General features: G+C 68.9%; 16 protein-coding genes. 5 read left to right on the top strand and 11 right to left on the bottom strand.

All coding sequences use genetic code 11. The features are described from left to right. Positions 1–37: 37 nt before the first annotated feature. The 10 genes from WT16_RS22445 to WT16_RS22395 form a co-directional block, all read right to left on the bottom strand. Positions 38–1,366, bottom strand: coding sequence for a cellulase family glycosylhydrolase (locus WT16_RS22445; RefSeq protein ID WP_063534937.1), 1,329 nt, complete (start codon positions 1,364–1,366; stop codon positions 38–40). A 31-nt stretch (positions 1,367–1,397) separates the two neighbouring features. Next, positions 1,398–2,741 carry a membrane protein gene (locus WT16_RS22440; RefSeq protein ID WP_009915875.1) on the bottom strand — a complete coding sequence of 448 codons (1,344 nt, stop codon included), beginning with the start codon at positions 2,739–2,741 and terminating at the stop codon, positions 1,398–1,400. Between the two features lie 418 nt (positions 2,742–3,159). Beyond that, the gene (locus tag WT16_RS22435) at positions 3,160–4,443 is read right to left on the bottom strand and encodes an isoprenylcysteine carboxylmethyltransferase family protein (RefSeq protein ID WP_063534242.1); all 1,284 of its coding nucleotides are present in this window, start codon (positions 4,441–4,443) and stop codon (positions 3,160–3,162) included. Positions 4,444–4,533: 90 nt separating this feature from the next. After that, positions 4,534–6,297 carry a collagen-like triple helix repeat-containing protein gene (locus WT16_RS32400; RefSeq protein ID WP_082874963.1) on the bottom strand — a complete coding sequence of 588 codons (1,764 nt, stop codon included), beginning with the start codon at positions 6,295–6,297 and terminating at the stop codon, positions 4,534–4,536. 572 nt (positions 6,298–6,869) lie between these two features. Beyond that, positions 6,870–8,804, bottom strand: coding sequence for a S53 family peptidase (locus WT16_RS22420; protein WP_015603068.1), 1,935 nt, complete (start codon positions 8,802–8,804; stop codon positions 6,870–6,872). 614 nt (positions 8,805–9,418) lie between these two features. Then, a complete protein-coding gene (locus WT16_RS22415; RefSeq protein WP_059932446.1) occupies positions 9,419–9,868 on the bottom strand; it encodes a zinc-finger-containing protein in 450 nt (149 codons plus the stop codon). A gap of 137 nt (positions 9,869–10,005) precedes the next feature. After that, a complete protein-coding gene (locus WT16_RS22410; protein ID WP_015603320.1) occupies positions 10,006–11,469 on the bottom strand; it encodes a sensor domain-containing diguanylate cyclase in 1,464 nt (487 codons plus the stop codon). 449 nt (positions 11,470–11,918) lie between these two features. Then, positions 11,919–12,893 (bottom strand): alpha/beta fold hydrolase, encoded by a 975-nt coding sequence (locus WT16_RS22405; protein WP_009915865.1) that lies wholly within the window; start codon positions 12,891–12,893, stop codon positions 11,919–11,921. A gap of 5 nt (positions 12,894–12,898) precedes the next feature. Beyond that, positions 12,899–14,497: an NAD(P)/FAD-dependent oxidoreductase gene (locus tag WT16_RS22400; protein WP_063534240.1), complete on the bottom strand. Its 1,599-nt coding sequence runs from the start codon at positions 14,495–14,497 to the stop codon at positions 12,899–12,901. Continuing rightward, the gene (locus WT16_RS22395; RefSeq protein ID WP_006028085.1) at positions 14,494–15,399 is read right to left on the bottom strand and encodes an SDR family NAD(P)-dependent oxidoreductase; all 906 of its coding nucleotides are present in this window, start codon (positions 15,397–15,399) and stop codon (positions 14,494–14,496) included. The genes WT16_RS22400 and WT16_RS22395 overlap by 4 nt, the downstream gene beginning before the upstream one ends. Positions 15,400–15,512: 113 nt before the next feature. On the opposite strand from WT16_RS22395, the gene WT16_RS22390 reads away from it, so the two are divergent. Continuing rightward, positions 15,513–16,166, top strand: coding sequence for a TetR family transcriptional regulator (locus WT16_RS22390; RefSeq protein ID WP_063534239.1), 654 nt, complete (start codon positions 15,513–15,515; stop codon positions 16,164–16,166). A gap of 85 nt (positions 16,167–16,251) precedes the next feature. Here the strand turns inward: WT16_RS22390 and WT16_RS22385 are convergent, their stop codons facing one another. Further along, the gene (locus WT16_RS22385) at positions 16,252–17,157 is read right to left on the bottom strand and encodes a LysR family transcriptional regulator (RefSeq protein WP_015603729.1); all 906 of its coding nucleotides are present in this window, start codon (positions 17,155–17,157) and stop codon (positions 16,252–16,254) included. Positions 17,158–17,370: 213 nt separating this feature from the next. Here WT16_RS22385 and WT16_RS22380 point away from each other — a divergent pair, with 213 nt between their 5' ends. The 4 genes from WT16_RS22380 (at position 17,371) to deoC (ending at position 22,719) form a co-directional block, all read left to right on the top strand. After that, positions 17,371–18,015, top strand: a complete 645-nt coding sequence (locus WT16_RS22380) for a glutathione S-transferase (RefSeq protein WP_063534238.1) — start codon at positions 17,371–17,373, stop codon at positions 18,013–18,015. A 62-nt stretch (positions 18,016–18,077) separates the two neighbouring features. Continuing rightward, positions 18,078–20,315 (top strand): pyridoxamine 5'-phosphate oxidase family protein, encoded by a 2,238-nt coding sequence (locus WT16_RS22375; protein ID WP_063534237.1) that lies wholly within the window; start codon positions 18,078–18,080, stop codon positions 20,313–20,315. Between the two features lie 330 nt (positions 20,316–20,645). Continuing rightward, positions 20,646–21,920 carry a NupC/NupG family nucleoside CNT transporter gene (locus tag WT16_RS22370; protein WP_063534236.1) on the top strand — a complete coding sequence of 425 codons (1,275 nt, stop codon included), beginning with the start codon at positions 20,646–20,648 and terminating at the stop codon, positions 21,918–21,920. A 13-nt stretch (positions 21,921–21,933) separates the two neighbouring features. Continuing rightward, positions 21,934–22,719 (top strand): deoxyribose-phosphate aldolase, encoded by a 786-nt coding sequence (gene deoC / locus WT16_RS22365; RefSeq protein ID WP_015602944.1) that lies wholly within the window; start codon positions 21,934–21,936, stop codon positions 22,717–22,719. Positions 22,720–22,736: the final 17 nt, after the last annotated feature.

Below are 22,736 nucleotides of genomic sequence, written 5' to 3'. Positions count from 1 at the left end.
ATCCGGCCCGATGCGGCCAGGCAGCCGGGCGCGACGCTCATGCCCCGATCGTGATGAATATCGGCCCGCGCGCTTCCGGCGCGTCGAGCCGCCTGCGATTGCCGGCGTCGAGTCCGGCGCCGTACATGTCCGTCGCGGCTGCGCCGGTGGGCAGCCGCGACAGATCGACGCCGATCGCATTGCCCGCGCCGTAGCACCAGACCACGTACTTCGTCGCGCGCGCGGCGTCGAGCTTCAGCACTACGTAGCGCGCGTCCGAATCCAGAAAATACTGGGCGCGCACGGCATTCCCGGTGAACGAGAAAAGCCGGCGAACCGCGACGTACGCGGGCAGCGCCGCGTCGTCCGCATCGAGGAGTCCGAAGTTGTGCTCCATGTTCCTGCGATCGCGGCCGTCGTCGCGAATGTCGTAGTACGACGTGAGCCCGATCTGCGAAATCCAGTTCGCGAGCAGCAGCCGCACCGCATAGTTCGCCTGGCGCGCGCGCGCGACGCTCGAATGGCCGTCGCCGATGTCGGCCACGTAGTTGTAGCCGTAGCTCGGGTACGACCATTCGGTCGCCCAGATCTGCGGCGGGCTCCGGTACGACGACAGGTCGCGCCGCAGCGCCGCGTAGTCGGCGAACACCGTTTCCGGTTCGGTCTGCCGGTACGGATGCACGCTGACCGCATCGGGCGCGGGCTGCGCCGGGCTGGCGATGTCGCCGACCGCGCGGATGAACGTGCGGTTGACTTGCTGCACGCCGCCCGTCGCGACGATCGCATCGGGATTCGCGGCCTTCACCGCCTGCACCGCCAGCTTCAGCACGTTCCGGTAAGCGACGGGCGACGGTTCGCCGTGCCAGTAGGTCTTGTGGTCCTGCTCGTTCCACACTTCGAAGCGCACCGGCTTGCCTTTGTAGCGCTGCGCGGCGTTGAACACGTACTGGCGGAACGCGGCGAGTTGCGCGGGCGTCGTCGGCGGCCGGTTCGGGCTGTGCAGGCGATGAATGCCGCCGAGAATGAACAGCGCGCCGAGCCCGCGCTCGGCCAGATCGGCGACGAGCGTGTCGTATCGCGAGAAATCCCAGCCATGCGGCGTATCGACCGCTTCCCAGAACAGGTCCGCGCGCACGAACGAGAAGCCTGCGTCCTTCACCGCGTCGAGCAGCTTCGTATCGTCGATCGCATGCACGGCGATGCCGGTGTTCCCGCGCGAGGCGGCGAAGCCCGGCAAGCCGACATAGCCGCGCTTCGCGTCGGCGCTCGCCTGGGCGGCGTCCAGCACGACGGTCGTCGCCGCGCGCGGCAGGCCGGGCGCGGCGAGCATCGCACCGGCGAGCGCGACGAGCAGCCGGCGGCGCGGGTTGGGCGTCGGGTTCTTCATGTCGTCGTTTCCTTTGCGGCGCATCGGGGCGTCAGCGCGCATTCGGCGCGACCACGCCCGCGCCGTATCGCAGCCGCTCGAACGCGATGCGCGCGCTTGCGACGCGCGCGCGCCGCGGCGCGTGCAGGTTGATCGAGCGCAGCGTCAGGCCGAGGAACAGCAGGCAGCCGGTGGTCTCGCAGATGTCGGTCGTCACGCCGCTCACGAGCAGGAAGCACAGCATCAGCCAGACGGGCCGATCGTTCGCCGGCAGCGCGAGGATCAGGCGCACGAATGCGGCGACGATCAGCGCCGCGCCGATCACGCCGAAGTTCGCGACCGTGTAGAGCGCCATGTTGTCCGCGTAGCCGACGTTGAAGCCGAAATCGGCGGTGTAGTAGCCGACCGCCGAGCCGAATCCGCCCGGCCCGATGCCGAACCAGATCAGGTGCTCGCGCAGCAGCCCTTCGATCAGCAGCGGCCACGTGTTGATGAAGCGGTCCTGCATCGACGACAGCGAGCCCGAGCTGCCGACATCCTGCGTGCTCGCGAGCGTCACGATCCAGCCGGCGACCGGCAGCGCGATCGTGATCGCGCTCGTCCAGATGCACACCGTGCGAAGCGAACGCGTGCGCAGCATGCCATGCAGCGCGACGACGAGCGCGAGCGCGACGAGCGTGGTCTTGTTCGTCGTCGCCCAGATGCCGAGCGCCGCGAGCGCGAGCAGGGCGGCGAGCGCGAGCCGCGAGCGCAGGCGCGGGAAGATCCAGGTCGTCAGCAGTCCGATCATCAGGCCCGTCGTCGCGCTGCTGCGGCCGAAGCCGGGCAGCCGCGACGAGGTGCCGACATACGAGGACTTCGCGAGTTGCACGCTGACGCCGCCGATGTCGATGCTGCCGCCTACCCACGGCAGCTTCACGAAATAGTTGAGCAGCACGCCGCCGATGCACAGCAGCGCGAGCGCGACGAACGCGCCGAGCATCCGCCGCGACTCGAGCTCGTCGAGCGCTTGCAGCGGCATCACGATGCCAAACAGCATCGGCGCGATCGTCCAGATCCAGAAGCCGGCCGCACTGAGGCTCACGCCGTTCGCGAGCGACACGCACGTCTGCGCGGCGAGGTACGCGGCGACGAGCACGTGGCTCGCCTTCGGCCGCTGGACGATCGCGAGCCCGAGGCACGCGACCATCAGCGCCTTCGGCAGATAGCCGAGCGCCGCGACGCCCGCGAGCGACGTGTAGTAGCGGATGGCGCCGGACAGCACGTCGCTCGCGACTGCGATGACGAACGTCGCCGCCCAGAGCCTGTGTATCTTCGAGATACGTGGCATCGGTGCGTAGTGGTCGGATGGCGAGTCGAACTGCGGATCGAACCGCCGGGTCTTGCGGGCTGGCATCGTCGGGTCTCGAACGGTTGCGGGCACCGCCTTCAATCAGCGAGCGATGCCGCAACAACGGCGGTTTCGGCTCGATTCGTCTGATTCACTCGGGCCGCGCGCGTGTGGACGCGTTCGTGCGGCCGGCCGTCGCCTCGACGGCCCGGTTGGCGGGCGCCGCCGCCGCCCGTGGGCGACGGCGTCGAACATGGATCGACGCGCGAGCCATGCATCTGTGTCGAAGGATAGCGTCGCCGTTCGGCCGAGAAAGTACGACAGCCCACACTACGCAGATCGCGCGGAAGGCGGGGAATCGGCGCTGGCGGCGGCAAAAATAGGGGAAGGCGATGGGAGGCGGCGCGCGCGTGGCGGAAGATCGCGCGCGGGAGAGGCGGCCGCGGCGGGCCGGCGCTCGCCGGTCGTCTGCCGGCAGGCGGCGTTACGTGCGTGGCCCCCATCCGGCTATCCGCCCGAGCTTCGCGAACATGCCGTGCCGCGCGATCCATTCGGCGTACGCGCGATAGTCGGGATCGCGCATCAGATGCCGTTCCTCGGTTTTCGCGCGCAGCCAGTACAGCAGATTCACCGCGACGAGCGCCGCCGAATGCATGATTGCGAGGCGCCATCCGAGCGGCTCGACGAACGGCACCGAGATCATCCAGTACGACAGGTTCTTCGCGAGATACGCGGGATGCTTCGTGAACCGGTACGGGCCGGACGTGATGATGCCGCGGTTCGTCAGGTTCGAGAAGCGCAGCCCGAACGAGATCGTCGACAACGCATAGCAGAGCAGCAGCACGACGATGACCACGCCCCACGCGAAGCGGATCACCGGCACCGACAGCAGCCAGTTGTCCCAGAACATCGAGCCTTCGTAGTGAATGTAGTTGTTCGCGATCAGCGACCAGAACGGCTGATAGCAGATCAGCGCGGCGAGCCAGCCGAGCGTCGTCGGCTCGGCGCTGCGCACGTGCGAATCGAGCAGGCGGAACGTGCACAGATAGCCGACCGCGCCGAACATCAGGTCCATCGTGTACGACAGGTCGTACATGAAGCGGAACGTCGCGAGCGAGAACGGCGCGCTGGCAGCGCTCGCGAACGACGCGCCGATGCGCTCGGCGTCCGTCGACAGATAGACGACCATCAGCGGCAGGAAGAACGCCTTCACGGCCCAGCCGGCGAGCATCTCGCGGATCGGCCGCCAGTCGGCGGGGCGCTGTCCGCGCAAGAGCCACCGGCCCCAGCACAGATAGGCGTCATCGGCGTCGCGCATGCGCCGGTCCATCCAGCCGAAATAGAACGGCGCGGCGAGCGCGACGCGCGGCGCGAGCATGCCGACGAGCGACCAGAACGGCTGGTAGAACGCGCCGTGATATTCGGGCAGCAGCCAGTAGACGAGCGCGATGCCCGCGTAGACCGACGCGAGCGCGGCGAGCCGCAGCGACACGCGCGCGACGCTGAGCGGCCGCAACGCGCGATTCGCGAGGCCGGCGCTTGGCCGCAGATGGACGCGCGCGATGAAGAGCTCATACGCGCCGATCGTCGCGATGATCGCCGCGCACGCGAGCAGGCTGCGCTCGGCGCCCGTCAGCGCGGCCGCGCCGCGCGACGCCCACAGCGTGACGAGCCCCGCCGCGATGCCGGCGAGGCCGATCGAAAATGGCGTCGCCGAACGCGGTGGCCGTTCTTGCGCGTTCGCGACGCTGTCGAGAGTGGATTGCATGTCATCCCCCGTGTCATGACATGGACGGCGGGCGGCCGGGCGGTTTGGAATGATTGGGCCCGGCCGCCGCGCCGTTCGGCTTGCCTGCGCCTACTTGCCCGACACGCCGCCGAGCAGCCCGCCGAGCAGGTTGGTCACGGGCGCGAGCAGGTTCGTCGTCGACGAGCCGCTCGCGGTCGTGCTGCCGGTCAGGCTGCCGACGACGCCCGTGACGGGCGCGGTCGTCGTCGAACCGGTGGCCGTCGCGGGCGGCGTGGCCGCGACGGTGCCGTGCACGCCGGCGCTCAGCGAGCCGACGAGGTTCGTGACGGGCGCGAGCACGGCGCTCAGGCCGGCCGTCGCATTGCCGCCCGCCGAACCCGACAGGCCGCCGAGCAGGCCGGTGACGGGCGCGAGCGGATTCGTCGCCGTGCCCGCCGGCTGCGTCGCGCCCGCCGTGAGGCCCGCGTTGACGCCGAGCGTGGCGCTAAGCGAGCCGACGGCGCCCGTGATCGGCGCGAGCGGGTTGGTCGAGCCGCCGGACAGCACGCCGGTGATCGGCGCGAGCGGATTGGTCGTGCCGCCCGTCAGCAGGCCGCCGACGCTCGTGACCGTGTTGCCGAGCTGGCTGACGACGCCGCCGACCGCCTGGACCACCTGGTTGTTCGTCGAGCCCGACACCTTCGCGCCGGCCGCGTTCAGCCCGTTGCCGACGGTGGCCAGCAGATTGTTGACGGGCGCGCCGAGTCCGGTCGCGGTGCCGATCGTCTGCGTCGTGCCGGATACGGCGTTCGTGATCGGGTTGATGATCGAGCTGACGCCGGTTTCGAGCTGCTGGACGGGCGCGCTCGTGAGCACGTTGTTCAGGCCGGAGCCGACCTGCGTGACGGTGCTGCCGAGCGTGCCGACCACGCCGCCGAGCGGCGACGTGACGGGCGCGAGCGGCGCGAGGGGGCCGGTGCCGATGCTCGTCACGACGCGGCCGAGCGACGAGACCGCGTTGCCGACGTTCGATACGACGCCGGACGTCGACGTGAGCGTCGGGCCGAGCGGGTTCGTCGACGTGCCGAGCGTGCCGAGGCCGGCGACGGTGCCGTTGCCGAGCGTCTGGACGCCGTTGCCGAGCGAGCTGACGGTGTTGCCGAGGTTCGTGGTCGTCGCGCCATTGACGCCCGGCACCGACGTGCCGGAGATCTGGTTGCCGGTGGCGGAGACGACGGTGCCCGTCGCGGTGATCAGGTTGCCGGTCTGCGAGAGGATGTTGCCGAGCGGGGAGGAGGCGGTGCCGGAGGTGCCGGAAGTGCCGGAAGTGCCCGAAGTGCCGGAAGTGCCCGAAGTGCCCGAAGTGCCCGAAGTGCCCGAAGTGCCCGAAGTGCCCGAAGTGCCCGAAGTGCCCGAAGTGCCCGAAGTGCCGGAAGTGCCCGAAGTGCCCGAAGTGCCCGAAGTGCCCGAAGTGCCCGAAGTACCCGAAGTACCCGAAGTACCCGAAGTACCCGAAGTACCCGAAGTACCCGAAGTACCCGAAGTACCCGAAGTACCCGAAGTACCCGAAGTACCCGAAGTACCCGAAGTACCCGAAGTACCCGAAGTACCCGAAGTGCCCGAAGTGCCCGAAGTGCCCGAAGTGCCGGAAGTCCCGGAAGTCCCGGAAGTGCCCGAACCCGACGATCCGGACGTGCCGCCCGAACCCGACGATCCGGACGTGCCGCCCGAACCCGAGGTGCCGGACGTGCCCGACGTCCCCGTATTGCCGACGGTAGTGGGCTTGACGCCGCTGGACGGCGACGACGGGCCGTCGACCGAGCCGCAGCCCGACAGGACGAGGAGTGCGGAAACGCCGATTGCGATGGCCGATTGATTGAACAGTTTTTGCATGACAGGCTCCCAGATAAATCACGATGCCAGCCGTCGACGCAATTTTCGTACCATTGATTATTTTGTAGAGTTCGCCTTCTTTAATGTATAAAAAATATCAAATCATCGATTAATCGTTCGAGATTGGCCTGGAAAGTCGGATTTTCTGCGAGACCGCAAAGAGCGTGTTCCCGTTTCGCTACGTGACGTTCCGGGCGACGTAACGGGCTGCGCCGGGACCGCGGAACATTCGGGTATCGCCAAGGCATTGCGTCGGACGTCGACATGTCGATATGCAGTGCGAACTCGAATGTGTCGCGTGCGTTGCGATATCGCACGAAAACGGCTCGATTCGCAAAGGAGCGTGAGGTAGACGCGGCTTCGACCGACCGTTCGGCATCGCTTTGCCGGCAGCCTTGGCGTTCTCGCGTTCACGTGGCCGGCACGTTGATCGATCGCTGCGCGCGCGCCGGCAACCAGCGGCAACCGACATCCGCCGCCCACCGCACCGGCACCCATCCCCGATGCCGATACGGCCACGACTCGGCCCCGCCGCGCGTCCCGAGCGGGCGACGCGCGGCGATTCCCGCCCGCTACTTGACCGAGCTCGCGCTGACCTTCGCGAAGTCGAGGCTGCCGAAGCCGGTGTCGTCATCCCATCCGGACTTCGCGCTGTAGCCGTAGCTGTTGTAGCCGTTGTTGCCCGACGTCACGTCGTGGACGAGCGACGGGTTGCCCGGCAGGCCCTGGTAGAACGCCGACGTCGGCAGGCCGAGGCTGTTGGCGTTCGCCGATTCGACGCGCGCCCAGCCGCCGACGAAGATCGGCGACGCGAGGCTCGTGCCGCCGACCAGTTGATTCGCCTGGCCGTTGATCACGAGATACGCGCCCGTCGCCTGCGCGGCGTCGAACGCGACGTCCGGCACGACGCGCTTCGTCACCGAGCTGCCGAGCGCGGCCGTCTGCCAGCTCGGCGCCGCTTCGTAGCCGCTGACGCCGCCGCCCGTCGCCCACAGCCGCACCGCATTGTCGAGCGGCTGGCCGCTGCTGCTGACGTCCGCGTAGGCGAGCCCTTCGTTCCAGACGGTCTCGCCCGCCCAGGTCGTCGTGCCGCTCGTCGACAGGGTCGTGCCGCCGACCGCGACGACGTACGGCGAGCTCGCCGGCGACGACACGCTGTACTTCGCCAGATTGATCTTCGTCGTCACCTTGCCGCCGCTGTAGGTGCCGACGTAGCCGGGCGAGCCGTACGGCGAAGTCGACCATTGATAGACGCCCGCGTCGCCGGACGACACCGAGAAGATCTGCCCTTGAGCGACCGCCTGCTTGAACACCGCGTCGTTCGCGGCGAGCGAGCCGTCCGAATTCGCGGCTGCTTCGTCCTCGCCGAGCGATACGTTGATGACTTTCGCGACGTTGTCGGTGACGGCCTTGTTGTATGCGGCGGTCAGCGTCGCATTCGTGAGGCCGCTGTCGTTGCTGTCGCCGTTGACGGCCGCATAGAAGATCAGTTGCTTCACGCCACCCGAGGTGCCGATGATCGTCTGGCTGTCGAGATCCCATTCGCTCGGATCGCCGTCGTTCGCGAGCGTGCCCGCGCTGCCCGCGACGACGGCGGTGTTGACGGTCGGCAGGCCCGCGTTCTGCGTGAACGTGTTCAGGTCGGCGATCGTCTGCGTCATGTCGCCCCACGTGATGATCCCGACCGTCGTGCTGGTCGCGGCGGGCAGGCCGCTCGCGTCGTAGATCTGCGCGAAATCGGTCGGCTGATGGCCGACCTGCGAGCCGCTCGCCGTCGCGTTCTTCGTGATCGTGTCGGTCTGGATGCGCGCGTCGGCCGGCGTGCCGCGATGGATCAGCCGATGCGGAACGGCCGCGCTCTGCAGCCCGAGCACCGATTCGACGAACGGGCTCAGCGATGCGGGAACCAGCGCGGCCGAGTCGTTCGCATAGACCGCCTTGCCGCGGTAGTTGAAGCGCTTGAGCGTCGTATGGAAGCCGCGCTCCGCGTTCGACGCGTTGCCTTGCGCGAAGATCAGCTTGTTGTTCGCCGATACCGTGATGTTGCCGAAGCCGTTCGCCTTCAGGTGCGCGACGACGGCCCGCACCTGATCGTCGGTCGGCGCGAAGCGCGCGTTGAACTGCTCGGGCGTCAGGTACTTGCGATAGTTCGCGCTGCCGGGCTGGTTCACTTCGCGCACGAGCGCGTCGAGTTGCGCTTCGTTGCGGCTCTTCAGCACGATGGTCACGTGCAGCGGCTGGCTCAGCTCGAGCGGCGTGACGTTCGTATCGGTGAGCTCGGGCGTGCCGATCACGTTGAGCGCGTAGCTCGGCGCGGTCTTCGCGAGCGTTTGCGATGCGGCCGCGGCGCTCGCGCGCGCGATCAGGAAGGCGTCGGTGCGGGTCGGCGCCCAGTCGGGGGCCGCGTGCGCGACGAGCGGGGACAACGTGGCGGCAATCGCCAGCGGTAGCAGCGACAGCGCGAAGCGTTTCGAGAATAGCCGGTTGACATGCTGAGTTCTCTGCATTTTGGAGCCCCAAGAAAACGATGAAGAACGGATGCGGCGACGCGCTCCGACGGGTAGGGACGCGCGGCGCGCAGCCGATGCACGGCGATGCGGCGAGGCAGACGTTCACGGCGACATGATTTCCTCCCTTCGTTGGGCTTCAGCGGCGGCGCGGTTCGCGTCGGGCGAGTCCGCGCGTTTCACGCTGGCCGTTCTTCAAATGCTTAGGAATCCAATTCATATGGCGCGCGAAAGACCGCGTATCCGCAGTTAATCGAGCGATTTTCGGTATTTCCGATTCGCGATGAATGGCATTGGATTGCCGGTTAATCGGGAATTAATCGATGGCCCGGAAATTCACTGCGGTTTCTTCGTGATTTGAATGCCGCCCCTCGCCAATAACGTAATTGAATTGGAAGAATTCAGTCAGGATGATGTCGGATAGTGCTTGTGCCGCGCGCCCTCGCGGCATTTGTCTGCGAAAAGATAGCAAGGAAAAAATCAGAGCGTCAAACTTTTTTTGATTGGATCTAAAAAATTTAGTGGCGTAATTCGTTCGGCTCGAATTCGATTAAGACGGTTGTCAGTCAATCGACGGAAGGCGTTCGAGGCGAAATGGGCGCGGCGAATCCGTATTACGAATTCGCGGGTGGGGATTTGCGGGACATGAATTGCTCGACGAGCCGCAGCGCATTCCGGCATGCGTCGAGATCGAACGCGTGAATCGTGCTTGCCGCGGCGTCGAGCCCCAGTTGCGTCGCGAGCCAGCGGATTCCCTTCGCGCGCGCCTCGAACGCGTTGCAGCCGTCGCGCCGCATCTTCGCGGCGACGAGCGGCTCGAGCGCCGCATGCAATTCGGATTTCGCGTGCCTGAGCTCGGCGTTCGCGAGCCGGCCGAGCGGCACGTGGCGCCGGCTGCGCGGAAACACGCCGATCCACGCGTCGCACGGCGGACAGATCCACAGCTCGCCGTGATCTTCGCGATAGGGATACGCGTCGTCGCCGAAGCGCGCGAGCAGCGCTTTCGCGCCGCAGTAGTCGCAGACGGGTTGGGGGAGGGCGGGAACGGGGCGGCCGACTCGCATGGTTCAGGGCGGAGGTCTCGAGGGTGGACAAAGCGATAGCGTATACGAATGACCGGATCGCGCGGCCGCGGTTCCTTCCGGGCGTGATCGCGAGCCGTGAAGCGGCGCGGCCGCCGCGCAGGTTCAAGCGTGCCAACTCAAGCGTGCCGCGCGCCGCAGACGCGGTTGCGGCCCGTCGACTTCGCCTGGTACAGCGCGGCGTCGGCCATCTTGACGAGCGTCGTGTCGGAGTGCGCGACGTGCTCGTGCGACGTGACGAGGCCGATGCTGACGGTCACGCGCGCATACGGGCTTTTCGCGTGCTGGATGTCGAGATCGTAGACCGCGCGGCGAATGTGCTCGGCGATCGCGGTCGCGCTTTTCGCGTCGGTGTCCGGCAGCGTGATCACGAACTCCTCGCCGCCGTAGCGCGAGACGTCGTCGACCGCGCGGCGCACGTTCAGCGCGAGGCAGCGGCCGACTTCGCGCAGCACGCCGTCGCCCGCCTGGTGGCCGTAGCCGTCGTTGTAGTCCTTGAACTGGTCGATGTCGACGAACAGCAGCGACAGCGGCCGGCCGGTGCGCAGCGCGCGCGCCCATTCTCTGCGCAGGTTCTCGTCGAACGCCCGGCGGTTGCCGAGGCCCGTTAGCGCATCGGTGCGCGCGAGGCGCTGCAGGCGCAGCTCCGCGTGCCGCCGCCAGCGCAGCTCGCGCGACAGCAGCGCGGTGCCGCTGACGATCACGATGCCGAACGCGAGCATCAGCGCGACGAGCCGCTGCGCCCGGATGCGCCACTGCAGAAAGACGTGCCGCTCGGCGGGCGACACGTTGACGACGATCGGCAGCCCCGGCAGCCGCTTGTACACGTAGAGCCGCCGCACGCTGTCGATCGACGCGACGCCGGTGAACACGCCTTCGTCGTCGGCGCTCGCATGCGCGTAGAGGGCCGAGTTGGCGACGCTGCGCCCGACCATCTTCGGATCGAACGGCAGGCGCGTGATCAACGTCCCGTTGGTCTCGAAGACCGACGCCGTGCCGTCCGGCCCGACCGACAGGCCGTCGAGCAGCGCGCGGAAGTAATCGATGCTGAGCGTGCCGACGACGATGCCGCCGAACGAGCCGTCGGCGCGCGTGATGCGCCGGCTCAGCGCGACCGTCAGCGCGCCGTGCCGCAGGCGCGCCGCATACGGCTTGCTGATGTAGAGGCCGCCTTGCGGATGGTCGCGCTGATAGACGAAATAGTCGCGATACGCGAAATTGGCGACGGGTGGCGGAAGCGGGAAATGCGAGTCGAGCACGACGTCGCCGCGCTCGTTCATCACGTAGATCGTGCCGAGATACTTGCCGGTGGCCGCGCGGTCGAACAGCACCTTGCTGCGTATCGCGGGATCGAGCGCCATGATGCGCGGATCGTTGACGCCGTCGACGACCGCCTGCAGCGACAGATCGTAGAGCTCGATGTTGCGCGCGATGTCACGTTCGAGCAGCAGCACGAGATTGTGCGCGTTTTCGACCGCATGTAGGTATGCGTCATTGCGCGATTCGTACAGCACGCGCGCGCAGAACAGCCAGATCAGCGTGAGCAGCAGCACGCCGCAAACGATTACGCCCGTCGGCGACATCAGGCGCTGCATCCATGACTGCAGGTGACGAGTCGCGAAGGAGGTCGAACGCTTGCGCATGACGTCGGGGGAGCCTGTCGGGTGATCGGACCGGCGGCGTCGCGGTGTGCGCACGCCGTTCGATCGGACCGTCGTTTCGTCCGCCGCCGCGCGAATGTTTCAGCTCACGCGGAGGCGACGGTTATTCGGGTTATCGTGCAATGCCACATTTTCTTGAGCATTCGAGCGTCGCACAAGGGCAATTCCCTAGGCGGATTTGCGCAGCGGCCGTTCGTCGCCGCAAGTCCGATTCGCGGTGGAGGGGCGGAATGCGCATGCGGTGGATTGCCGCATGGTTGCGAGGCGATTCCGCCGCGGCGTGGGCGCGCGACGGCGGCCGCCCGATCAAAAAAAACGCGCCGCACAAAAGGCGGCGCGCGTCGCGAAGCCTGCCGTCGTCAACCGCCGATTCAGCTTTCCGCGCTTTCGGTCAGGCGCTCGGGCGCGGCGGCCACCGGCTTGCCGGCGACCTCGAGCAGCCAGTCCGTCGTCTGCGCGGGCTGCGTGACGGGCAGCATGTGGCCGCCGTCGACGACCGTCAGATTGACCGCGTCGAGCCGCTTCTTCAGCGCTTCGCCGTGACGCTGCCAGTTGAGGATCTGGTCGCCGCGGCCGTACAGCACGTCGACGGGCACGGTCAGCGCCGCATAGCGGCTTTCCATGTCGGGCAGATCCTCCGGCGCGGCGACGAGATCCGACGACGCCGAATAGAACGCATGCGGGCGCAGCCCCAGCAGGCCGCCGCCCTTCACGCCGAAGTCGTGCGGCACCGCTTCCGGCGCGAAGATCAGCTCGATCGCCTTGCGGCTTTGCAGAATCGACACCGGAATGCCGAGCGTGAACGACGCGAAGCGGCGCACGAGCGACGAGCGCAGCGCGAGGCCGCGGAACGGGCCGGGCGGCTCGGTCTCGGTGTGCGTGAGCGGCGCGATCAGCGCGATCCGGCTCACGGCCTGCGGATGGTCGAGCGCGAGCGCGAGCGAGATCGCGCCGCCGAGCGAGTGGCCGACGACGACCGGCTTGTCGAGGCCGAGCGTCGCGATGAACATCGCGATCGTGCGCGCCTGCGCATAGACGTTCGCGCTCGAGCGCGGGCCGCGCGTCGAGCGGCCGGAGCCGGGGCGGTCGACGAGGATCACGCGATGCGATTTCGCGAGCCGCTGCAGGTCCAGATACGCGAAGTTGCGCAACTGGCCGCAGAGGCCGTGCACGAACACGATCGGCGGACCTTCGCCGTATTCGACGTAATGCAGGCGGTCCGCGCCGACGTCGACGAACTTGCCCTCGGGCGGAAACATCTTCTTGATGCGATACGCGGTGAACAGCGTGAACGCAAAGAGCGCGACGAACGCGTAGACGAGAAAATGGAACAGCTTGATTATCATCGGGATCACCTTCCTTCATAGGCGGGCTGATGGGGGGCGTCACGTTCGGCGAGCGCCGGGCGGCGGCGCTCGAACTGCATCGCGCCGTCGGCGAGCGGGCCGAACCTGAATGTGGCGAAATCGCGCGCGTAGTTCTGGTAGGACTTCCACGGCTTTTTCGTGCCCTGCTTCGGCAGCACGCCGGCGGCGCGCTGGATATAGCCCGACGTCAGGTCGACGGCGGGTTCGAGCTCCATGCCGCCGGGCGCGAGCCGCGGCACGCAGACGTCGTAGCCGTGCGTGCGCATGTGCTCGAGCAACCGGCACACGTATTGCGCGATCAGCTCGGCCTTCAGCGTCCACGATGCGTTCGTGTAGCCGAACGACGACGCGAGATTCGGCACGCCGCTGTACATCATCCCCTTGTACGACACCGTCTGCGACAGGTCGACGGCCACTCCGTCTACCGTCACGGCCGCGCCGCCCAGCATCTTCACCTTCAGGCCCGTCGCGGTGACGATCACGTCGGCCTCGAGGCGCTGGCCGCTCTTCAGGCGCAGGCCGCCCGGCGTGAAGCGCTCGATCTCGTCGGTGGCGATCGACGCGCGGCCCGCGCGGATCGCCTTGAAGAGATCGCCGTTCGGCACGAGGCAGAGGCGCTGGTCCCACGGCTTGTAGCGCGGCGTCAGATGCTTGTTCACGTCGAACTGCGGGCCGAGCTGCTTGCCCGCCGCGCGGAGGATGAATTTCTTCGTCGCATCCGGGCGGCGGCGCGCGAGGTTATAGAAGTACATCGTCAGCAGCACGTTCTTCAGCCGCACGAGCCGGTGCGCGAGCCCCGACGGCAGCCAGCGGCGCAGCGCGTCCGCGATCGCGTCGCGCGCGGGCAGCGACACGATGTAGGTCGGCGAGCGCTGCAGCATCGTCACGTGGCGCGCGTCGGCCGCCATCGACGGCACGAGCGTCACCGCGGTCGCGCCGCTGCCGATCACGACGACGCGCTTGTCCCTGTAGTCGAGATTGCCCGGCCAGTGCTGCGGATGCACGATGCGGCCCTGGTACGCGTCCATGTCCGGCCAGCTCGGCGCGTGGCCTTCGTCGTAATCGTAGTAGCCGCTGCACATGTAGAGGAAGCGGCACGTGTAGACCGCTTCCTCGTGCTGCGCGTCGCCTGTGGCGCGCTGCACGCGCACCGTCCAGCGCGCGCTCGTCGAATCCCAGCTCGCGGCCGTCACCTTGTGGCTGAAGCGGATCGTCTTGTCGATGCCGTATGCGCGCGCGGTGTCCCTGATGTAGTCGAGGATCGTCTGGCCGTCCGAGATCGCCTTGTCGCCGTGCCACGGCCGGAAGCTGAAGCCGAGCGTGAACATGTCGGAATCCGAACGAATGCCGGGGTAGCGGAACAGGTCCCACGTGCCGCCCATCGTCGCGCGGCTTTCGAGGATCGCATACGTCGCGTCCGGGCAGCGCTCGCGCAGGTAGTACGCGGCGCCGACGCCGGACAGGCCGGCGCCGACGATCAGCACGTCGAAGTCGGTCGTGGCGCGGGCGGCGCCGCCCGTTGCCGCATGCGGCGCGCGCTCGTCGGGCGCGCGCGCGGCGTTCCAGTCTGTCGTCGAGCTCATGCGGGGTCCTTGCTGATAGTAACGGGGGCGGGCCGTGCCGCAGCCTGTTGCCGCGCGAGGTTGCGCGCGCGCGACTTGCGCACGAAGCGCAGCACGAAGACCTGGTACGCGGCGCCGAACAGGCGCGCGAGCTTGTCGACGCGGCGCGCGTCGGCGCCGACGAGCACGCGCCGCGCGTTGCGCTCGACGCCCGCGATGATCTGGCGCGCGGCTGCCTCGGGCGTCGTCGCGTTGATGAGCCGGTTCGCCGCGCGGCGATGCGTTTCGACATCCTGACCGGTCAGCGTCGCGATGCTCGAATCGATCCGCGACGCGGTGGCGATGTTGGTCGCGACGCCGCCCGGATGCACGCAGGTCACGCCCACCGGCGCACCTTCGAGCTCGAGCTCCATGCGCAGCGCCTCGGTGAAGCCGCGCACCGCGAACTTCGTCGCGTTGTACGCGCTTTGCGTCGGCATCGCGACGAGGCCGAACAGGCTCGACGTGTTGACCACGTGGCCGTCGCCCGATTCGCGCAGATACGGCAGGAACGCCTGGGTGCCGTGCACGACGCCCCAGAAGTTGATCCCCATGATCCATTCGAAGTCTTCGATTCGCGCCGTCTCGGCGGGCGCCGCGAGCGACACGCCCGCGTTGTTGAAGACGAGGTTGACCTTGCCGTGCGCATCGCGCGTCTTGCGCGCCCAGTCGAACACCGCGTCGCGCGACGCCACGTCGAGCCGCTGCGACGTGATCTTCACGCCGTGCGCCGCGCAGATCGCGACGGTCTGCGCGAGGCTGCTCTCGTCGATGTCGCCCAGCGCGAGATGGCAGCCGCGCCGCGCGAGCCCGACGGCGAGGCTGCGCCCCATGCCGGAACCCGCGCCCGTGATTGCCGCCACCTTGCCGGAAAGATTCCTCATCTGACGGCCCTCCCTAAGGGTGTCTCGTGGTGTCTCGTGATATATGTCGGATTTAAATGTGGTGTGAACCGTCACCACTTTAATTTTGACATTGACTGATGTCAAATAGCGAAATGGAGAACTCTCTCGAACTCAGCAAGAAGGGCCGCCCATACGGCGGGGTCGCATCCGAGGCGCGCGCCGCGGAGCGCCGCGACGCGCTGATTCGCGCGGGCACGCGGATCTTCGGCACGATCGGCTTTCGCCGGGCGACGGTGCGCGCGATCTGCCAGGAGGCGAAGCTCAACGACCGCTATTTCTACGCGGCGTTCGACAGCGCCGACGCGTTGCTGCGTTGCACCTATCAGCATCACGCGGAGCAGTTGCGCGCGTCGGTGACGCGGGCGGTCGACGCGCTCGGCTGCGCGCGCGACGGGCTCGAGGCGCGGGTCGACGCGGGGCTCGCGGCGTTCTTCGCGTTTTTGCGCAACACGTGCGCGGCGCGCGTGCTGCTGCTCGAAGTGATGGGCGTGAGCGCGGAAACCGATGCGACCTATCAACGGAATCTGCTCGAATTCGGCAAGATGATCATTTCGCTCGCCGGGCCGGTGAGCGAGAACGCCGACGCGCGCGCGGACCAGCGGATCATCGGGCTCGCGCTCGTCGGCGCGATGACGAACGTCGGCGCGGCATGGCTGCTGACCGGCTATCGCGATCCGGAGGAGAAGATGGTGCGAAATTGCCGGAAGGTGCTGCTCGGGACGCTGCGGTTTCTCGCAGCGAGGTGAGCGGGCGGCGTCGGCGCTGGGTTCCAAGCCGTCGCTCCGAGCCGTCGCGCGCTTGCGGCCCGCGCTTGCGCGGCGAGCCGCGCGTTCAGCATGACGCCGCGAGCCGCGCCTTCAGCGCGTCAATCAACGCGCGCACCTTTGCGGACGAATGGCTTGCCGACGGAAACACCGCGTGGATGTCGCCGGGCGGAAACGACCAGCCCGGCAGCAGGCGCACGAGCCGGCCGGCCGCGATGTCGCCGGCGCTCGAGAAACTCGTCGCGACGCCGAAGCCGCCGCCCGCGAGCACCGCCGCGCGGCACGCGGTCGCCGTGTTCGACACGAACGCGCGCCTGCAACGCACGCTCGCGCGCTCGCCGCGCGCGTTCGCGAGCTCGAGCGTCGTGCGCGGCACCGTCGACAGCATCACGTACGGCAGCGCGCCGAGCGCATCGGGCGCGGCCGGCGCGCCGTGGCGCGCGACGAACGCCGGGCTTGCGACGAGCCAGCGCTCGAAGCCGCCGAGCTTCACCGCGCGATGGTTCGAATCGGCGAGCCGGCCGAGCCGGATCGCGACGTCGAGGTTCTCGCGCACGAGATCGACGACGCGGTCGTCGCATTGCAATTCGACGTCGAGCGCCGGATGCGCGTCGCGCAGCGCGACGAGCGCTGGCGCGACGACGAGCGCGCCGTAATCGACGGGCGCGCTCACGCGCAGCGTGCCGCGCAGCGGCCCCGCGTCGCCCGCCACCGCGGCGAGCGCCGCGTCGGTCGCGCGCAGGATGTCGCGGCACGCGTCGTAGAACGCGCGGCCCGCCTGCGTCACGTTGAGCCGCCGCGTGGTCCGCACGACGAGGCTCGCGCCGACCTCCGCCTCGAGCCGCTGGACGTGCGTGCTCACCATCGTCTTCGCGAGGCCGAGCCGTTCGGCCGCCGCCGTCAGCGAGCCGGCCTCGACCACGGCGACGAAGATCGCCAGCCGGTTCAGGTTCACGTCGCGGATGTCCGCCATTGCCGATTGTCCATTCGTCAAGGATTGTGTTTCGGCAATTATCCATCTTATGTGAACACGATGCGCGCGCTACGCTGCGGGTGTCGGCGGCCGGATCGTCGCTGCGCCGCGCCGATGGCCGGCGCTGTCGGCCGCCGCGCGTTTGCGCCGTGTTGCGTCGTCGTTTGACGCTTGTTTTTTGTGCTTCGCCCTTCGTTCGAGGAGTGCCGCCCCATGTCCACCCGCCGCCCGCCCGCCTCGCCGATCCGGCTCCACCGGAGCCCGCTGTCCGGCCACTGTCATCGCGTCCAGTTGTTCCTGTCGCTGCTCGGCCTGCCCGTCGAGCTCGTCGAAGTCGACATGCGCGGCGGCGCGAACCGCCGCCCTGAATTTCTCGCGCTCAATCCGTTCGGACAGGTGCCCGTCATCGAGGACGGCGAGTTCGTGCTGTTCGATTCGAACGCGATCCTCGTCTATCTCGCGAAGCGCTACGGCGATCCGTCGTGGCTGCCCGACGATCCGCCGCGCGCGGCCGCCGTGCAGCGCTGGCTGTCGCTCGCGGCGGGACCGATCGCGTACGGCGCGGCCGCCGCGCGCCTCGTCACGCTGTTCGGCGCGTCGCTCGATCGCGCGAGCGCGATCCGGATCGCGCAGCGGCTGTTCGACGTGATCGAGCCCGAGCTTGCCGGCAAGCGCTTCGCGACGGGCGGGCATCCGACGATCGCCGACGTCGCCGCGTATGCGTACATCGCGCACGCGCCCGAGGGTGGCGTGTCGCTCGATCCCTACCCGAATTTGCGCGCGTGGCTCGCGCGCATCGAGGCGTTGCCGGGTTTCGTGCCGATGCCCGCGAGCGACGCGGGGTTGCGCGTGGCCTGACGCCGCCGGGCGCGGCGCTGCCCGCCGCTGCCCGCCGCCTGACCCTTGCGAAGGAGAACGACATGACGCAACCTGCGTCGGCAGCGCCCGAGGCGCCGCCGCCCGTCGCGCCGTTTCACGACGGCGAGCTCGCCGCGCAGCGGCGCGCGGGCGTTCTGGATACGGCCGCCGTGTCCGGCGGGCGCGGCATCCGTACATTCATGCCCGATCAACATCGCGCGTTCTTCGCGCAATTGCCGTTCTTCGTCGTCGGCGGCATCGACGGCGACGGCCAGCCATGGGCGACGCTGCGCGTCGGCGCGCCGGGCTTCGTGTCGTCGCCGCAGCCGCGCACGCTCGACATTGCGGGCGGCGCGCTGCGCGACGATCCGCTCGCCGGCCACTGGCGCGTCGGCAGCCTGCTCGGCGGGCTCGGCATCGAGCTGCATACGCGGCGGCGCAACCGGATCAACGGCGTCGTCGCGTCGCTCGCGGGCGACGCGATGTCGGTGACGGTCGGCCAGAGCTTCGGCAACTGCGCGAAGTACATCCAGAGCCGCACGCCGACGCCCGCGCCGCCTCGGCAGGCGGACCCCGCGCCGCCTCAGCGCCGCGCCGCGCGGCTCGACGCCGACGACCGCGCGCTGCTCGCGCGCGCGGATACGTTCTTCATCGCGACCGCGAACGCGTCGGATGCGGCGGGCGGCGCGCGCGGCGTCGACGTGTCGCATCGCGGCGGGCCGCCGGGCTTCGTGCGCGTCGACGACGACCGCACGCTGACGACGCCCGACTACAGCGGCAACAACTTCTTCAACACGATCGGCAATCTGCTGCACGACCCGCGCGCGGGTTTGCTGTTCGTCGACTTCGAGCGAGGCGACTTGCTGTACGTCGCGGCCGACGCGGAGATCGTCTGGGACGGGCCGGCGATCGCCGCGTTCGACGGCGCGCAGCGGCTCGTGCGCTTGCGGATTCGCGAAGTGCGGCGCAGCGCGGCGGTGCTGCCGTTGCGGTGGTCGGCGCCGCGGTTCGCGCCGCAGTTCGCGGCATGGAGCGGGGCGGGCGCGTTTTCGTCTTCGTTGGGGATGGAATCGGCGCAAGTGCTGGAATCGTCGGCGTCATCGACAGTATTGAAGGCGTCGGAGGCGTCGGAGGCAACACAGGCGACGAAAGAGATGGCGCAGGCTTGCGCCGTGATTTCCGCGCCGTCGCCGGACACCCGCTGGCGCACGCTCGTCGTCGCGGCGGTGCGCGACGAGACGCCCGACGTCCGCTCGTTCCATTTCGAAGCCGCCGACGCGCGCCCGCTCGCGCCGTTCGAGCCGGGCCAGCATCTGACGATCCGGTTGCCCGCGGCCGCGCGATCCGGGCCGCTGATCCGCAGTTACACGCTGTCCGACGCATTCGACGGCCGGCGCTACCGGATCAGCGTCAAGCGCGACGGCAAAGCGTCGTCGTGGCTGCACGATCACGCGCGGCCCGGCGTGCGCATCGATGCGATGGCGCCGCGCGGCGCGTTCACGTTCGATGCGGCGAGCCCGCGGCCCGCCGTGTTCGTGTCGGCGGGGATCGGCATCACGCCGATGATCGCGATGCTCAACGGCGCGCTCGCGTACCGCGCGGCGGGCGCGCCGGCCGATGCGCACGCGAAGCGGATCTACTTCGTGCACGGCGCGCGGCGCGGCGCCGAGCGGCCGTTCGCCGCGCATCTCGCCGATGCGGCGCGCGCGCATCCGGCGTTGTCGGTGCACCTGTTCGACAGCCGCGCCAACGGCGCGCCGACCGACGCGTCGCCGGGCCGCGTGAGCGTCGACGCGCTGACGCGCGTGTTGCCGTTCGGCAGCTACGACTTCTATCTGTGCGGGCCGGCGGCGTTCATGAAATCGCTGTACGACGGTTTGCGCGCGCTCGACGTGCCCGACGAGCGCATCCGCTTCGAGACATTCGGGCCGTCGAGCATTCGGCGCACGGCGTCGCGTGGCGGCGAGAAGAACGACGACAGAGACGACGCGAAAGCCGACAGGCAGGCTGGCGAACACGCGGCGACCGTCGTGTTCAGCCGGTCGGAGCGCACGGTCGAATGGACGCCGCGCGACGGCACGCTGCTCGAACTCGCGGAGGCGCACGGCGTGCCGGCGGATTCGAATTGCCGATCGGGCGCATGCGGCACGTGCGCGGTGCGCGTGCTCGGCGGACGGGTTCGCTACGGCGGTGCGGTCGACGCGGAGGTCGCGCCGGGCATGGCGCTCGTCTGCATGGCGACGCCGGATTGCATCGGCGATGCGCAAAGCGGGCCACCCCGCGTGACGCTGGATCTGTAGCGCGACGGACCGGGGCGGCGAAGCTGCCGCCTCGTTGCTTCATCGCTTCGCTGTATCGTCACTCGTCACTCGCGCGAGCCGCAGGCTGCGTGCCCCGCACCGCACACGCCTACCTCACCAAAATCCCGCCGACAACCGAAATCGCGCGCCGCACGCGCGAGCGCACATCTTTCGTTCCCCGATCGATTCGACCCCTGGCGTTCGCCGCCCGCGCACGTTATGTTCTCGTCCGATGAATAAACGGGCTCGCGCGTCCGGTCGAGACGGCCGGCGAGCCGGACCGGTCGCGCCGGCGACGGCGGCGTTCCATCCCATCTCCGAGGTACGTTCGTGGACATCTTGCGCAGCTTGTGTGGCATCGTGGTATTGCTCGGCGTCGGTTATGCGCTGTCGATCAACCGGCGGGCGATCAGCGCCCGCACCGTCGTCGCGGCGCTCGCGACGCAACTCGCGATCGGCTCGCTCGTGCTGTTCGTGCCCGTCGGCCGCGACGCGCTCGCGGCGACCGCGCACGCGGTCAACAGCGTGCTGGAGATGGGGCAGCACGGCGTCGCGTTCCTGTTCGGCGGCCTCGTCGGCGACAAGATGTTCGCGCTCTTCGGCGACGGCGGCTTCGCGTTCGCGCTGCGCGTGCTGCCGATGATCGTGTTCGTCACGTCGCTGATCGCGGTGCTGTACTACGTCGGCGTGATGAAGTGGCTGATCAGGATCGTCGGCACCGCGATGGCGAAGCTGCTCGGCGTGAGCCGCATCGAGGCGTGCTCGGCCGTCGCGACGATCTTCCTCGGCCAGAGCGAGATGCCCGCGTTCGTGAAGCCGTTCATCCGGCGGATGAGCGCAACCGAGGTGTTCGCGGTGATGTCGAGCGGCATGGCGTCGGTCGCGGGCTCGGTGCTCGCCGGCTACGCGGGGCTCGGCGTGAAGATGGAGTATCTGCTCGCCGCGTCGTTCATGGCGATTCCGGGCGGCCTGCTGTTCGGCAAGATGCTGTGCCCGACGACGGAGCCTTCGCGCGTCGTCGTCGATTCGCTCGAGTTCGACGAGAAGCGCGCGGCGAACGTGATCGAGGCGGCCGCGTCCGGCGCGGGCGTCGGGATGCGCATCGCGGTGAACGTCGGTACCATGCTGATCGCGTTCATCGGCCTGATCGCGCTGTTGAACGCGATGGTCGGGCTCGTCGCCGGCTGGCTCGGCTTTGCCGGCGTCACGCTGCAATCGCTGCTCGGCACGCTGTTTGCGCCGCTCGCGTGGCTGATCGGCGTGCCGTGGCAGGATGCGTCGGTGGCCGGCAGCTTCATCGGCCAGAAGCTGATCCTGAACGAGTTCGTCGCGTACGGCGCGCTGTCGCCCTATCTGAAGGACGCCGCGCAGGTCGTCGCGGCCGGGTTGCCGGTGCTCGCGCCGAAGACGATCGCGATCGTGTCGTTCGCGCTCTGCGGCTTCGCGAATTTCTCGTCGATCGCGATCCTGACGGGCGGCTTCACCGCGGTCGAGCCCGGCATGCGCTCCGACGTCGCGCGCTACGGCCTGCGCGCGCTCGCGGCCGCGACGCTGTCGAACCTGATGAGCGCGACGATCGCCGGGCTGTTCCTGTCCCTTTCCTGAACGAGGTGCCCGCATGGAGCTTTCGTTGAATCGCAATCAATTGACCGAAGCGGCGCTGAAGGCGCTGCACCTGATCGACCTCACGTCGCTGAACGACGACGACACCGACGACAGCATCGCCGCGCTCGCCGCGTCGGCCGACACGCCGGTCGGCACGCCCGCCGCGCTGTGCGTGTACCCGCGCTTCGTCGGCGCGGCGCATGCGGCGCTCGCGCGGCACGGGCTCGTGCTGCCGGTGGCGACCGTCGCGAACTTCCCGCACGGCGCGGCCGATCCGGACGCGGCCGCGCGCGAGACGGCCGATGCGCTCGCGCGCGGCGCGGACGAGATCGACGTCGTGTTTCCGTATCGCGCGCTCATCGACGGCGACGAGCGGGTCGGGCGCGAGCTCGTCGCGCAATGCCGCGCGGCGGCGGGCGGCCAGTGCCTGAAGGTGATCCTCGAGACGGGCGAGCTGCGCGACGCGGCGGCGATCCGCCGCGCGAGCGAGATCGCGATCGAGGAGGGCGCGGATTTTCTGAAGACGTCGACGGGCAAGGTCGCGGTGAACGCGACGCTCGACGCGGCGGCCGTGATGCTCGCGACGATCCGCGTCGCGGGGCGCATGGTCGGCTTCAAGGCGGCGGGCGGCGTGCGCACCGCGCAGGATGCGGCGCAGTACCTGTCGCTCGCTGAGCGCGAGCTCGGCTCCGGCTATCTGACGAGCGCGACGTTCCGCTTCGGCGCGTCGGGGCTGCTCGGGAATCTGCTCGAGACGCTCGGGCACCGGGCGGGCGCGACGCGCGGCAGCGCGTATTGAGTGAGGCGCGGGCGCTG

It is taken from the genome of Burkholderia sp. MSMB1589WGS, assembly GCF_001636105.1.
Classification (GTDB): domain Bacteria; phylum Pseudomonadota; class Gammaproteobacteria; order Burkholderiales; family Burkholderiaceae; genus Burkholderia; species Burkholderia humptydooensis.
This window is presented reverse-complemented; position numbering and strand designations above follow the sequence as displayed.

Bases quoted from the DNA above. Each gene is read 5' to 3' on its own strand.
- WT16_RS22405 (WP_009915865.1), bottom strand. From the start codon at position 12,893: ATGATAATCAAGCTGTTCCATTTTCTCGTCTACGCGTTCGTCGCGCTC.
- WT16_RS22415 (WP_059932446.1), bottom strand. From the start codon at position 9,868: ATGCGAGTCGGCCGCCCCGTTCCCGCCCTCCCCCAACCCGTCTGCGAC.
- WT16_RS32400 (WP_082874963.1), bottom strand. From the start codon at position 6,297: ATGCAAAAACTGTTCAATCAATCGGCCATCGCAATCGGCGTTTCCGCA.
- WT16_RS22400 (WP_063534240.1), bottom strand. From the start codon at position 14,497: ATGAGCTCGACGACAGACTGGAACGCCGCGCGCGCGCCCGACGAGCGC.
- WT16_RS22410 (WP_015603320.1), bottom strand. From the start codon at position 11,469: ATGTCGCCGACGGGCGTAATCGTTTGCGGCGTGCTGCTGCTCACGCTG.
- WT16_RS22435 (WP_063534242.1), bottom strand. From the start codon at position 4,443: ATGCAATCCACTCTCGACAGCGTCGCGAACGCGCAAGAACGGCCACCG.
- WT16_RS22395 (WP_006028085.1), bottom strand. From the start codon at position 15,399: ATGAGGAATCTTTCCGGCAAGGTGGCGGCAATCACGGGCGCGGGTTCC.
- deoC (WP_015602944.1), top strand. From the start codon at position 21,934: ATGGAGCTTTCGTTGAATCGCAATCAATTGACCGAAGCGGCGCTGAAG.
- WT16_RS22385 (WP_015603729.1), bottom strand. From the start codon at position 17,157: ATGGCGGACATCCGCGACGTGAACCTGAACCGGCTGGCGATCTTCGTC.
- WT16_RS22445 (WP_063534937.1), bottom strand. From the start codon at position 1,366: ATGAAGAACCCGACGCCCAACCCGCGCCGCCGGCTGCTCGTCGCGCTC.
- WT16_RS22375 (WP_063534237.1), top strand. From the start codon at position 18,078: ATGACGCAACCTGCGTCGGCAGCGCCCGAGGCGCCGCCGCCCGTCGCG.
- WT16_RS22440 (WP_009915875.1), bottom strand. From the start codon at position 2,741: ATGCCAGCCCGCAAGACCCGGCGGTTCGATCCGCAGTTCGACTCGCCA.
- WT16_RS22380 (WP_063534238.1), top strand. From the start codon at position 17,371: ATGTCCACCCGCCGCCCGCCCGCCTCGCCGATCCGGCTCCACCGGAGC.
- WT16_RS22420 (WP_015603068.1), bottom strand. From the start codon at position 8,804: ATGCAGAGAACTCAGCATGTCAACCGGCTATTCTCGAAACGCTTCGCG.
- WT16_RS22390 (WP_063534239.1), top strand. From the start codon at position 15,513: ATGGAGAACTCTCTCGAACTCAGCAAGAAGGGCCGCCCATACGGCGGG.